The sequence below is a fragment of the Pseudomonas sp. M5A4_2d genome, from assembly GCF_053345295.1.
The window spans coordinates 69,603-82,701 of sequence record NZ_JBKEZW010000013.1; the positions used below are offsets into that span (position 1 = coordinate 69,603).

At 61.5% G+C, this 13,099-nt stretch carries 8 protein-coding genes; 2 read left to right on the plus strand and 6 right to left on the minus strand.

Features of this window, described 5'->3' with window-relative positions; genetic code table 11:
• Window position 1: 1 nt before the first annotated feature.
• Together ACLBW8_RS25400 and ACLBW8_RS25405 are read left to right on the plus strand one after the other, a co-directional pair.
• The gene (locus tag ACLBW8_RS25400) at window positions 2-1,021 is read left to right on the plus strand and encodes an ABC transporter permease (protein WP_447806586.1); all 1,020 of its coding nucleotides are present in this window, start codon (window positions 2-4) and stop codon (window positions 1,019-1,021) included.
• 1 nt (window position 1,022) lies between these two features.
• Entirely contained in the window at window positions 1,023-2,636 is a 1,614-nt protein-coding gene (locus ACLBW8_RS25405) for an ABC transporter ATP-binding protein (protein WP_064451980.1), read from the plus strand.
• A gap of 774 nt (window positions 2,637-3,410) precedes the next feature.
• On the opposite strand, the gene ACLBW8_RS25410 is transcribed toward ACLBW8_RS25405, so the two are convergent.
• The 6 genes from ACLBW8_RS25410 to ACLBW8_RS25435 form a co-directional block, all read right to left on the minus strand.
• Complete coding sequence (locus tag ACLBW8_RS25410) at window positions 3,411-5,114, minus strand: AMP-binding protein (RefSeq protein WP_447806587.1); 1,704 nt, start codon at window positions 5,112-5,114, stop codon at window positions 3,411-3,413.
• Window positions 5,115-5,145: 31 nt separating this feature from the next.
• Window positions 5,146-6,444 (minus strand): acetyl-CoA C-acetyltransferase, encoded by a 1,299-nt coding sequence (locus ACLBW8_RS25415; RefSeq protein WP_447806588.1) that lies wholly within the window; start codon window positions 6,442-6,444, stop codon window positions 5,146-5,148.
• Window positions 6,441-7,343 carry a MaoC/PaaZ C-terminal domain-containing protein gene (locus ACLBW8_RS25420; protein ID WP_447806589.1) on the minus strand — a complete coding sequence of 301 codons (903 nt, stop codon included), beginning with the start codon at window positions 7,341-7,343 and terminating at the stop codon, window positions 6,441-6,443. Before ACLBW8_RS25420 ends, ACLBW8_RS25415 begins: the two co-directional genes overlap by 4 nt.
• A gap of 3 nt (window positions 7,344-7,346) precedes the next feature.
• On the minus strand, window positions 7,347-8,690 hold the full coding sequence (locus ACLBW8_RS25425; protein WP_447806590.1) for a 3-oxoacyl-ACP reductase: 1,344 nt from the start codon (window positions 8,688-8,690) through the stop codon (window positions 7,347-7,349).
• A 133-nt stretch (window positions 8,691-8,823) separates the two neighbouring features.
• Window positions 8,824-11,349, minus strand: coding sequence for an acyl-CoA dehydrogenase (locus ACLBW8_RS25430; RefSeq protein WP_447806591.1), 2,526 nt, complete (start codon window positions 11,347-11,349; stop codon window positions 8,824-8,826).
• Between the two features lie 235 nt (window positions 11,350-11,584).
• On the minus strand, window positions 11,585-13,036 hold the full coding sequence (locus ACLBW8_RS25435; RefSeq protein ID WP_064452136.1) for an outer membrane protein transport protein: 1,452 nt from the start codon (window positions 13,034-13,036) through the stop codon (window positions 11,585-11,587).
• Window positions 13,037-13,099: the final 63 nt, after the last annotated feature.

Sequence of the window (13,099 nt, forward strand, 5' to 3'; positions counted from 1 at the left end):
GATGAATCTATCCCCCCTCAATCGCCGCCGATTCGAGCGTTTCAAAGCCAATAAACGTGGCTGGTGGTCGCTGTGGCTGTTCCTGGTCCTGTTCGTGCTGAGCCTGGGCGCGGAGTTGATCGCCAACGACAAGCCGTTGGCCGTGCACTTCGACGGTGACTGGTACTTCCCGGCGCTCAAACGCTACCCGGAAACCACCTTCGGCGGCGAGTTCCCGCTAGAGGCCAACTACAAGAGCCCGTATATCCAGGAATTGCTCAAGGCCAAGGACGCCTGGACGCTGTGGGCGCCGATCCCGTTCAGCTACCAGAGCATCAACTACGACCTGAAAGTGCCGGCCCCCGCGCCGCCCTCCTCGGTCAACCCGCTGGGCACCGACGACCAGGGCCGTGATGTGCTGGCGCGGGTGATCTATGGGTTTCGTGTGTCAGTGCTGTTTGCCCTCACGCTGACGGTGCTCAGCTCGATCATCGGCGTGGTCGCCGGGGCCTTGCAGGGTTTCTATGGCGGCTGGGTCGACCTGGCCGGGCAGCGCTTCCTGGAGATCTGGTCGGGTTTGCCGGTGCTGTACCTGCTGATCATTCTCGCCAGCTTTGTGCAGCCCAATTTCTGGTGGCTGCTGGGGATCATGCTGCTGTTTTCCTGGATGAGCCTGGTGGACGTGGTGCGCGCCGAGTTCCTGCGCGGGCGCAACCTTGAATACGTGCGCGCAGCGCGCGCGCTGGGCATGCAGAACGGCGCAATCATGTTCCGGCATATCCTGCCCAATGCGATGGTCTCGACCATGACCTTTATGCCGTTCATCCTCACTGGCGCGATTGGCACCCTCACCGCCCTGGACTTTCTTGGCTTCGGCCTGCCGGCTGGCTCACCGTCGTTGGGTGAACTGGTGGCCCAGGGTAAATCCAACCTGCAAGCGCCATGGCTGGGCATGAGTGCCTTTGCCGTGCTGGCGATCATGCTGAGTTTGCTGGTGTTTATCGGCGAGTCCGCGCGCGATGCCTTCGACCCGAGGAAATGAGATGAATCAGGACAATCTGATCGAAGTCCGCGACCTCTGCGTCGAGTTCGTCACCGGCGACCATCACCACCGCGTGGTCAACAACGTCAGCTTCGATATCAAGCGCGGCGAAACCCTGGCCCTGGTCGGCGAAAGCGGCTCGGGCAAGTCGGTGACCGCCCACTCGATCCTGCGCCTGCTGCCTTACCCGCTGGCACGGCACCCGGCCGGCACCATCAACTATTCCGGGCAAGACCTGCTGACGCTCAAAGAAAAAACCATCCGGCATATTCGCGGTAACCGCATTGCGATGATTTTCCAGGAGCCGATGACCTCGTTGAACCCGCTGCACTGCATCGAGAAGCAGATCAACGAAGTGCTCGGCCTGCACAAGGGGCTCACGGGCAAGGTCGCGACCCAACGCACCCTGGAATTGCTGGAGCTGGTGGGTATTCCCGAACCGCACAAACGCCTCAAGGCCCTGCCCCACGAACTGTCCGGCGGCCAGCGCCAGCGGGTGATGATCGCCATGGCATTGGCCAACGAGCCCGAGTTGCTGATCGCCGACGAGCCGACCACGGCCCTCGACGTGACGGTGCAGCTGAAGATTCTCGAGCTGCTCAAAGAGTTGCAGGCACGGCTGGGCATGGCGTTGCTGCTGATCAGCCACGACCTGAACCTGGTGCGACGCATCGCCCACCGTGTATGCGTGATGCAACAGGGCTGCATCGTTGAACAGGCGGAGTGCGAGACGCTGTTCCAGTCGCCGCAGCATCCTTATACCCAGGAGCTGTTGGCGGCGGAGCCCAGCGGCGGGCCGGCCACCAATGAGGTGGGGCCGCCGCTGCTGGAAGTCGATGACCTGAAGGTGTGGTTTCCGATCAAGAAAGGCTTTTTGCGTAACACCGTCGATTACGTCAAGGCGGTGGACGGCATCAATTTCAGCCTGCCCCAGGGCCAGACCCTGGGCATTGTCGGCGAAAGCGGCTCGGGTAAATCCACCCTGGGCCTGGCGATTTTACGCTTGATCGCAAGCACAGGCGGGATTCGCTTTGAGGGCCAGCAACTGGACCGGCTTACCCAGCAACAGGTGCGCCCGTTGCGTCGGGAAATGCAGGTGGTGTTTCAGGACCCGTTCGGCAGCTTGAGCCCGCGCATGAGTGTCAGCGAGATTGTTGGCGAAGGTTTGCGCATTCACAAGATGGGTACGCCGGTGGAGCAGGAAGCGGCGATTATTGCGGCGCTCAAGGAGGTCGGCCTGGACCCGGACGCGCGGCATCGCTACCCGCACGAGTTCTCCGGCGGCCAACGGCAACGCATCGCCATCGCCCGCGCGTTGGTACTCAAGCCACGCCTGATTTTGCTGGATGAACCGACGTCAGCACTGGACCGCACGGTGCAGCGCCAGGTGGTGGAGTTGCTGCGCAGTTTGCAGGCCAAGTACAACTTGACGTATCTGTTTATCAGCCATGACTTGGCGGTGGTGAAGGCCCTGAGTCACCAACTGATGGTGGTCAAGCATGGGCAGGTGGTGGAACAGGGAGAGGCGTCGGCGATTTTTGCTGACCCCCAGCATGCTTACACACGGCAGTTGTTGGAGGCGGCGTTTTTGGTGCCCGCCGGTGTTGGCGGGTGACTTTGGGCCTATCCATTATTTGGGTGATGGCTGATAGGGGTTCCGCCCTTACGGCGCGGGCCGCCTAAAACTAAAATCAAAAACAAATCAAAAGCCGAGCACGACGGCCTCACAGCCGCCCTGGCTACTGAAGCAGATCTCGGTCAAATTGTGGGAGCGGCGGTGCGACGATTCGACTTGCTCGCGAATGCGGTGGGTCAGTTACAAATAAGCTGACTGACCCACCGCATTCGCGAGCAAGTCGAATCGTCGCACCGCCGCTCCCACATTTGGACCTCATTACATCAGGTAGCAGTAGTGTCGCTCTGCCCTGTTTTGCCCTGCTTTCGCTTCTACCACTCAGGTCGGCTACCAGGCCGCCGTGCTCTGCTTTTGATCTGCTGTTGATCTTGATCTGACAGGCCCCGTTAACCACGCTGGCCGAACGCAGGCTTGAATCCGTGGGTAACCCGGCAGGACGCCGGGTTAGCCGCGATGGGCCAAGGATGGCCCATGGCGGCGGCCCACGGATTCAAGCCGGAGTGCGGGCATGCCGAGCCTAGGCGAGGCACCGAGTGGTGGGGCAAAGCGTTTTTTGGTTACTTTTTTAGGCGTTTTGTAAAAAAGTGACCCGCCGTAAGGGCGGAACCAATAGCAGCCGTTACCGCAGCAACGGATATGTACTCAATCTACTCAACCCCCTCACAGACTTAAAGCGACACAAAGAGTTGCGTAGATACCTATGGCTATCGCAGGCAAGCCCGCTCCCACATTTAGATCATCAACGCTTTCCAATCAGCGCAACGCCCGGCGCAGTACTTTGCCGACGGTCGTCTTGGGCAGCTCGTTGCTGCGAAACTCCACATACCGCGGCACCTTGTACCCCGTCAGGTATTCCCGGCAATGGGCGAGGATCTGTTCCTGAGTAAGGTTCGGGTCTTTGCGCACCACAATGATCTTCACTTTCTCCCCTGTCACAGCGTCCTCGACACCGATTGCCGCCACCTCGCCCACCCCTGGGTGCAGCGCCACCACGTCTTCGATTTCATTGGGGTACACGTTGAAACCCGAGACCAGGATCATGTCTTTTTTGCGGTCGACCAGGCGAATATAGCCGCGCTCGTCCATCACGCCGATATCACCGGTGGACAACCACCCCTCGGCATCCAGCACCTCGGCGGTTTCCTTCGGGCGTTTCCAGTAGCCCTGCATCACCTGCGGGCCGCGCACTTGCAGTTCGCCCTGCTCACCGATGTCGGCCAGCTCGCCATCTTCACGAATAAAGCGCACCCAGGTCGACGGCAACGGCACGCCGATGCTGCCGGTGAACTCCATCTCGCGCATGCGTGAAATGTCGATGGGGCTGATGCTCACCACCGGCGAGCACTCGGTCAGCCCATAACCCTCGACGATCGGCAGCCCGGTGACTTCCTTCCAACGCTTGGCCACCGCCGTGTGCGTGGCCATGCCGCCAGCAATCACCATGCGCAAATCCGAGAAGTCCCGCGCGCAGAATGCCTTGTTCTCCAGCAAGCCGTTAAACAGCGTGTTGACCCCGGCAATCCCATTGAAGCGCTCCTTGCGCAGGATCATCTGCACCCGCTTCACGTCCCGTGGGTTGGCGATCAAGATGTTGCGCCCACCCAGGCACATGAACATCAGGCAGTTCACCGTGAGCGAAAAGATGTGGTACAGCGGCAGCAACGTGACGTTGGTTTCCTGTTTGTGCTGATCGAGCTGATCACCGACCCAGGCCTTGGCTTGCAGCAGGTTGGCGATGATATTGCGGTGGCTGAGCATCACGCCCTTGGCGTCACCCGTGGTGCCGCCGGTGTATTGCAAAAAGGCCAGCTCATCGAGGCCCATCGTGACCGGAAAGTGATGCTGCGCCCGCCCCTGCTTCAGCACCTGGTTGAAGCGTACCGAGCCGGGCAGATTAAAGACGGGCACCTGCTTTTGCACACGGCGCAGGATGAAGTTCATCGCTGCACCCTTGAAGGTGCCCAGCAAATCGCCGATGGCCGCCACCACCACGCGCTTGACCTTGCTGCCGGCCACCACCTTTTCGAGGGTGCGGGCGAAATTTTCGAAGATCACCACGGTTTCAGCGCCGCTGTCCTTGAGCAGATGCTTGAGCTCATGGGAGGTGTACAGCGGGTTAACGTTCACCACCACCGCACCGGCCAGGATCGTGCCCAGCAGGCAAATCGGGTACTGCAAGCAGTTGGGCATCATCAGCGCCACGCGGTCGCCCTTTTTCACGCCCTGGCCCTGCAGCCACGCGGCAAACGCAATGCCTTGCACTTGCCAGTCGGCATAAGTCATTTCGGTACCGATGCTGACGTAGGCAACCCGCTCGCGAAATTTCTCCAGGTGTTCCAGGAACACTTCGCGCAACGACGGGTAGGCCTCGATACCGGCCTCAATGTCCGCCGGGACGCCGGGCAGGTAAGCGTTCAACCAGATCCGTTCAGTGCGTTCCAGGCTTACAGCGTTCATGGCAGTCTCCTTATTGTTGTTTTTGATAGCGCTACTTTTCGACGATGGCGGTGATGCCCAGCCCGCCCGCCGCACAGATCGAAATCAAGCCGCGTCCGCCGCCGTTTTCGTGAATGGTCTTGGCCAGTGCCGCCAGTTGTCGCCCACCGGTTGCGGCGAACGGGTGACCACAGCCGAGGGAGCCGCCGTTGACGTTCATCTTGCTGCGTTCGATAGCACCCAGCGGGGCATCCAAGCCGAGTCGCTCGCGGCAATAATCGGCGTCCTCCCAAGCCTTGAGGGTGCACAGTACCTGAGCGGCAAAGGCTTCGTGGATCTCGAAGAAATCAAAGTCGGCAACGCTCAGGCCTTCGCGCTTGAGCATGCGTGGTACCGCATAGGCCGGCGCCATCAACAGCCCTTCGGTACCGTCGACAAAATTCACCGCTGCCGTCTCGCCGGTGCGCAGGTAGGCCAGCACCGGTAAGCCCTGTTCGGCGGCCCAGGCTTCACTGGCCAACAGCACCACCGACGCGCCATCGGTCAACGGCGTGGAGTTGCCTGCCGTGAGGGTGCCATTTTGGCGGTCGTAGGCAGGAGCCAGGCCCGCGAGTTTTTCCAGGCTGGCATCGGCGCGCAGGTTGTTGTCGCGGGCCAGGCCGCGATGAGGGCTGATCAGGTCATCGAAAAAGCCGCGTTGGTAGGCGGCCTCCAGGCGCTGGTGACTGGTCAGGGTCAGCTCATCCTGGGCCAGGCGTTTGATCTGCCAGCGCTTGGCCATTTCTTCACAGTGTTCGCCCATGGACAGGCCGGTGCGCGGTTCGCCATTGCGCGGCAGCAACGGCTTGAAAAACATCGACGGACGCACCTTCAGTAACGCCTTCAACTTGTCGCCCATACCCTTGGCCCGATTGGCCGCCAGCAAGGTGTGGCGCAAGGCTTCGTTGATGCCGATGGGCGCGTCGGAGGTGGTGTCGGCCCCACCGGCAATGCCCACTTCGATCTGGCCCAGGGCGATTTTATTCGCCACCAGCAAGGCAGCTTCCAGGCCGGTGCCGCAGGCTTGCTGCACGTCGTACGCGGGTGTTTCGGGTGACAGCGTAGTGGAGAGCAGCGATTCACGCGCCAGGTTGAACTCCCGCGAGTGCTTGATCACCGCGCCAGCGGCAAACTCGCCCAGGCGCTGGCCGTGCAGGTTGTAGCGGTCCACCAGGCCTTGCAAGGCGGCGACCAGCAAGTCCTGATTGCTGTCGTGGGCATACACGGTGTTCGAGCGGGCAAAGGGGATACGGTTGCCACCGATGATCGCCACGCGGCGGGTCGGGGCCGGGTTGAAGCTGTAGTCATTCATTGATGGCGCTCTTCAAAATTGGGCTGCCAAATAAAAAGCCCACGCATATGGGGTTTGTCGCCCGCGACATTGCGCACTTCGAACTCACGCCGTGGGCCGGTTACAGGGTGGTTCCACAGGGCGACCTGACCGGGCAGGAAGATGGGCAACTTGAAGTCACAATGGGCTTGCGCCTGATCCAGGCCGCCCGGCGGTTGCTGGGCGGCCAACGCGCGGCCCAGGGTCCACATGCCATGAGCGATGGCACGGCGAAAGCCAAAGATTCTGGCGCCGATCAGCGAGGTATGAATCGGGTTGAAGTCTCCCGAAACCTTGGCAAATCGTCGGCCCAGATCGGCAGGCAACACCCAGCGCTGGGTGCGTAACAGGCCCTCTTCCTGCAATGCCAGCACGTCGTCCCACGGTTCGCCCACCGGGTTATTCACGTCACGGCGCAAGTACAGGCTGTCGCTCTCCCACACCAGCCTGTTCGCGCCATAAGCCCGGGTGGCAATGCTCAGCGCCTGGCCCTTGGGATGCGCCACCCAGCGCTCGCAAAACACCTCAAAGCGCAAGGCCTGACCTTCCTGCAAGCGTTGGTGCTGACGAATGCGATTAGCCAGATGCACCATGCCGCTGGCCGGGTATGGGAAGCTGGGCCGAGTCAGCAGCATCAGGTGCAATGGGAACGCCAGCACGTGTGGATAGGACAGCGGCACGCCCTGCTCGCGCCGGAAACCACACGCGCGGCCATACGCGGCAATGCCGCTGGCCGACAACTGCGCCGCCGAGCGCACCAGAAGCGCCGTGGGCAAGGGTGGCGCACCGTCGAGCTTGGGTTTACGCAGCGCGCGCACGCCGTCCAGCAACAACTGAGTGCGCGACGGCGGCGGGTCGATAATCTGCGTCACGTAGTCCATTCCTCAGGCTCCCAGCAGGCTTTGGCCGCACACGCGTACGACTTGGCCGTTAACCCCGCCGGATGCAGGGTGCGCCAGCCAGGCGATGGTCTCGGCCACGTCGATGGGCTGTCCGCCCTGGGACAGTGAGTTCATGCGCCGCCCCGCCTCGCGAATCATCAGCGGGATTTTTGCGGTCATCTGGGTTTCGATAAACCCGGGCGCCACCGCATTCACCGTGACCTGCTGCGCCGCCGCCAGCGGTGCAAGGCTCTGCACCAGGCCAATCACACCGGCCTTGGAGGTCGCATAGTTGCTTTGCCCCAGGTTGCCGGCGATGCCGGAAATCGACGACACACACACAATCCGCCCACCGGGCTTCAGCCCCTGGCCGCTGAGCAATGCCGTGCTCAACTGCAACGGCGCATCGAGGTTGACCGCCAGCACACTGCGCCAGGCGGCTTCGGTCATCTTGGCGATGGTCTTGTCGCGCGTGATGCCGGCGTTATGGACCACCACGTCAAAGGCACCGTATTGGCTGACATGCGCCAGCAACAGCGAGGCCGCATCCGCTGCGGTGATGTCCAGCGGCAAGGCTGAGCCGTTCACACTGCTGGCGGCTTGCAGCAGCGCGTCCTGGGCCTGGGGCACATCCACGCAGACCACGTGGGCGCCATCGCGGGCCAGCACTTGGGCGATCGCCAAACCGATGCCACGGGAAGCGCCGGTTACCAGGGCGCGCCGACCCGCGAAGGGTTTGTCCCAATTGACGGCAACGTTGCCGTCCACCGGCGTTTCCAGGCGCACTACTTGCCCCGACACATAGGCCGAACGGCGCGACAGGAAGAACCGCAGGCTGCTGTCCAGCGCGTCTTCGGCACCCGGCGCCACATAAATCAATTGCACGGTAATTGCCCGGCGCAGCTCCTTGGCCAGCGAACGCACCAAGCCTTCGAGGGCACGTTGGGCGATGGCCTGGGGCAAGTCCTGGCAATGCTCCGGCGCCGTGCCGAGCACCACCACGCGGCCGTGGTGGCCAAGGCGTTTGGCATTGGCGTGGAAGAACACGTAAAGCTCGTCGAGCTGCTGCAAATCGAGCACGCCACTGGCGTCGAACACGGCGCCCTGGACCTTGACGGTGGACGGCGCCTTGGGCGTCGCCGGGGTGGCGGCGACTGTGTCGGTGGCGGCGAAAATCGCGTGTACCCGCGCGCAAAGCCGCCCTGCCCCGGCGACAATCACCGGGTTGACCAGGCCGTGTTGGCCACTGCGGTGACGTTGCAACGGCAAGGGTTGCGGCAGGCCGATGGCCTGGGCCAGGCGGCGGCCCCAAGGGGAATTGACGAAGGATAGGTAGCTGTCACTCATAGATAGATCCACTTACAACGCTGCGTTGCCGTGTAAACCCGATCAAATGTGGGAGCTGGCTTGCCTGCTATGGCGGTGTGTCAGGCAGACCGCTATCGCGGGCAAGCCCGCTCCCACACTGAGCGCGTTTTCCCTAGTTGACCGAGGCGTTTTCGCTTTGGCTGCTGCGGCGCTTGGCCACGGGCTCCAACGCTTGCTGACGCCGCTGCAAGGCCTCCAGCAAACCGAAATCCTGCGGGAAGTCGTCGACCTGAATACCGTGGTCGGCATATTCCACATAGCGCCCCAGCAGGCGGTCTTCGTCATCGCTGATCAGGTCCAGCGCCCGCGCCTTGACGCGCCAACCGGTAAAGGCCGTGGCGGAGATCGGCATGGGCTCGATCAAGCCTTGCTTGACCGCAGACTTGAGCCGGGCGTCGATCAATTCCACCTGCGGCAACAGACGGAAGCCCAATTCGCCATAAGCCAGCTTGTCGATTTCCGGACGCGGAATGTAGGAATTGGCCAGCAAGCGGTCGCGGGTTTCGCCCGGGGTTTGCACCACCTCGGCCACCTGGGCCAGCAAACGGTCCGACGGTTTACGCAGGGCAATACCGAACGGGAAACTCAAGCCACGCAGCACTCGCGCAGCGGCTTTCGAAGGGTAGTTATCGAGCACTTCGGCCAGGGCTTCATGGGCGCGCAATAACGCGTCCTGGGCCGACCAGTGCACCAGCGGCAGGTCCGCCTGGGGCCGACCGTCATCTTCAAAGCGCTTGAGCACGCAAGAGAGGATGTAGAGCTGCGACAGAATATCGCCCAGGCGCCCGGTGATGCTTTCCTTGCGCTTGAGGGCGCCGCCCAGCACGCCCATGGAAATATCCGAGATCAACGCCAGCACCACCGACAGCCGATTGGCCTGGCGGTAGTAGGACGCCAGCGCCGGCTCCGTCTTGGCCGGGACAGAAATCAGCCGCCCGCCCGTCAGCGAATGCACGGCGGCGCGCACGGTATTGGCCAGCACAAAACTCAGATGGCCGAACATCGCGCTGTCGAAGGCTTCCAGCGCCTTGCGCCGATCCGGGTTGCGCGCCGCTTCCATCTCGCGGAACACATAGGGATGGCAACGAATCAGCCCCTGGCCAAAGATAATCAGGCAACGGGTCATGATGTTCGCGCCTTCTACCGTGATGGCAATCGGGCTTTGCTGGTAGGCGCGGGCCAGGAAGTTATTGGGCCCCATGCAGATGCCTTTGCCCGCGACGATGTCCATGCCGTCGTTGACGATGATTCGCGCGCGCTCGGTGACGTGGTATTTGGCGATGGCGGAAATCACCGAGGGCTTTTCACCGGCATCCAGGGACGCCACCGACACCTTGCGCACCGCATCGCAGGCATACAAGTGCCCGGCCATGCGCGCCAACGGCGCCTGCACGCCTTCGAACTTGCCGATGGGCAGGCCGAACTGTTTACGCATCGCGGCATAGGCGGTGGTGCCGCGTACCGCCACTTTGCCCAGGCCGACGTTGGCGGATGGCAAGGAAATCGCCCGCCCCGCAGCCAGGCATTCCATCAACATGCGCCAGCCGTTGCCGACTTGCTCGCGGCCGCCGATGACCCACTCCAGGGGAATGAATACATCCTTGCCGGTTGTAGGGCCGTTCTGGAATACGGCATTCAGCGGCCAGTGACGGCGACCACTGTTCACACCAGGATGAGACGTCGGAATCAGCGCGCAGGTAATGCCCAGCGAGCCAGCCTTGCCGAGTAAACCCTGCGGGTCTTCGGCACGAAACGCCAGGCCCAGCACCGTGGCGATCGGGCCAAGGGTGATGTAGCGCTTGTCCCAGGTCACCTTGAAGCCCAGCACTTCCTCACCCTCGTGCACGCCTTTGCAGACAATGCCCAGGTCCGGAATCGCCCCGGCGTCGGAGCCTGCATAAGGGCTGGTCAGCGCAAAGCACGGAATGTCTTCACCCCGCGCCAAGCGCGGCAAGTAGTAATTACGCTGGGCATCGGTGCCGTAATGCAGCAGCAATTCTGCCGGGCCCAGGGAGTTGGGCACCATCACCGAAATCGCCGCCGCCGAGCAACGTGTCGACAGCTTCATCACCACTTGCGAATGCGCATAGTGGGAGAAACCTTTGCCGCCGTACTGCTTGGGAATGATCATGCCGAGGAACCCGGCGTCTTTGGTGTACTGCCAACCTTCGGGGGACATGTCTTGCCAGACCTGAGTGGTTTCCCAATCGTTGGACATGTCGCACAGCGCCTCGACCTCATTGTCGAGGAAGGCCTGCTCTTCGGCACTGAGGCTCGCCGGAGCGGCTTTGAGCAACCGATCCCAATTGGGTTTGCCGCTGAACAGCTCGGCGTCCCACCACACGGTGCCGGATTCGATGGCGGCGCGCTCGGTGTCGGACATCGCCGGCATGATCGTACGAAACAGGCCCAGGGCCTTGCTGGTCAACAGCGCGCGACGCAGGGGTTTGATCGTCAGCAGCAAGGCCGGCAATACCACCAACACCGCCGCGACGGTGATACCCAGGCCCGCCACCCCATTGAGCAGGTAACCAAGCGCCAGCCAGATCAGGCCAGCGCCCAACCAAAGGGCTGCGGCTGCCTGTCGATACGCCAGGGCAATCGCTGCTGCGAGACCCACCAATAACCAGATAACCATGGGGATACCTCTACTTGATTCAGGGCACGGCCAATGCGCAGGCAGATCAAAATGAACTGCGGCGTAAGGCCACACTACAAACTTGAAAAGACAAATTCAAATTATGTTTTGAAATTTTTATTTAATGCGTTTGCGCAACAATAAAGGGCTGAACGAGTCAGCCTGCTAAAGCAGCAATTGAGGCAATTTCAGGCGCGAGCACCAAGATGCGCTGGGTGCTCGTGCCGTCGTGGTGTTAGAACTTGTAGGTGGCTGACAAGCTGACGATGTCGCCTGAAGACTCAGCCGTACCGTCGAGACGACCGCCGCCAAGACGATCAACGTTCTGGGTTCTGATGTTGACCTTCTGAACAAACTGGTGCGAATACGCGGCGTCCAGCGACAAGCCCGGAATGGCCTTGATATCGTAACCCGCACCCAGTGATGCAAAGTAACGGTCGCCGTCCGGGATACGTGGATCGCGCGTCGAGTCGCGCGTCGGGGTTTGGTCATACGCCACACCGGCCCGCAGGGTCAGTTCATCCGTGGCCCTGAAATCGCCACCCACGGAGTACATCCAGGCATCCCGATAGTTGTAAGGAATGGCAACGATCGTCGAGCCCTCGGACTTGAGTGTCAGGTCCTTGAAGGACGACCATTGCGTCCACATGGCGCTGAGACCCAAGGTCCAACGGTCGTTGAACTGATGCACCCAGTCGATCGCGGCAGTCGCCGGAATATCCAGCTGAGTGCTGGCATTGGCGCCGTTGGGGTACAACTTCAGCCCAGGGTACGCCGTTTCAACCAGCGTCTTGCCGGTACCGAAGACGGTGTCGTCGGTCATCAAGCCGTTGTTCAACGCATCAGCCCGGATGTTGTATTTACCGGTCATCTTGTTTTTGATTTTGGCGTGGTAGTTAAGGCCCAACGAGTCCTGGTCAGTCGGTTTCCAGACAACGCCGGTAAACCAGCCAACGGAGACATTATCGACCTTGACGCGCATCAGTGCGGTGCCGACGCCCGACGGAAACGCCCCGTTGCCCAAACCGGGAGAGACCGACGCAGCCGAAAACAGATCAATGTTCTGGCTGACGAAGCCTTGGCTGCGCTGGACGATCATGCCACCACCGATGGAGAAGTCGTCACGCACCTTGAACGATAAGGAACCCGTCAGGCCGACGGTTTCGATTTTGGTGTCCACGGCAAAGTCGCGAAACTTGGAGTTTTCATTCCAGGTGGTGCGCATCCCTTGTGGCACGACCTGGCTGAGGCCGAATGCAAAACGGTCACCCATCGGGATGACCAGAAAACCGGTCGGCAACCAGGCGGTGAAACCGCCCTGGCCACCGTCATTGTTGTTGACGACTGCCGTGCTCGGATCAAAGCTGCCATCGGGCATCACGGCGGTATTGGAGACTGGATTACCGGCGTAATCGTAAGCCTGGCCGCTGTATTTAATCTTCACACGCGCATAGTCGACGGTCTGTTGAACCACGGCCTGGTCGACAAATGCCATGGCCGCCGGGTTGTTGTAAGCAGAACTTGGGTCGTTCTTGAACAGAGAACCGCCGCCGAACGCCCGCCCCCACCCAGGGGCGCCGTATGTCGGCGTGGAGAAACCACCCGCCTGCACGGGCGCTGTCGTCATCAGCCCCCCCAGTAATGCCAGCCCCAGCAGTGTTTGAGCCTGTTGTTTCTTAGTGATCATGCGGCACTCCTTATTATTATGCGCTCCCGGCATTGCCGGCTTTCCACGTCAGCCGGCACCTCT

Excerpts from the sequence above, each read along its gene's own strand:
- ACLBW8_RS25420 (WP_447806589.1), bottom strand. The coding sequence starts at position 7,343 with ATGGACTACGTGACGCAGATTATCGACCCGCCGCCGTCGCGCACTCAG.
- ACLBW8_RS25430 (WP_447806591.1), bottom strand. The coding sequence starts at position 11,349 with ATGGTTATCTGGTTATTGGTGGGTCTCGCAGCAGCGATTGCCCTGGCG.
- ACLBW8_RS25410 (WP_447806587.1), bottom strand. The coding sequence starts at position 5,114 with ATGAACGCTGTAAGCCTGGAACGCACTGAACGGATCTGGTTGAACGCT.
- ACLBW8_RS25415 (WP_447806588.1), bottom strand. The coding sequence starts at position 6,444 with ATGAATGACTACAGCTTCAACCCGGCCCCGACCCGCCGCGTGGCGATC.
- ACLBW8_RS25405 (WP_064451980.1), top strand. The coding sequence starts at position 1,023 with ATGAATCAGGACAATCTGATCGAAGTCCGCGACCTCTGCGTCGAGTTC.
- ACLBW8_RS25400 (WP_447806586.1), top strand. The coding sequence starts at position 2 with ATGAATCTATCCCCCCTCAATCGCCGCCGATTCGAGCGTTTCAAAGCC.
- ACLBW8_RS25435 (WP_064452136.1), bottom strand. The coding sequence starts at position 13,036 with ATGATCACTAAGAAACAACAGGCTCAAACACTGCTGGGGCTGGCATTA.
- ACLBW8_RS25425 (WP_447806590.1), bottom strand. The coding sequence starts at position 8,690 with ATGAGTGACAGCTACCTATCCTTCGTCAATTCCCCTTGGGGCCGCCGC.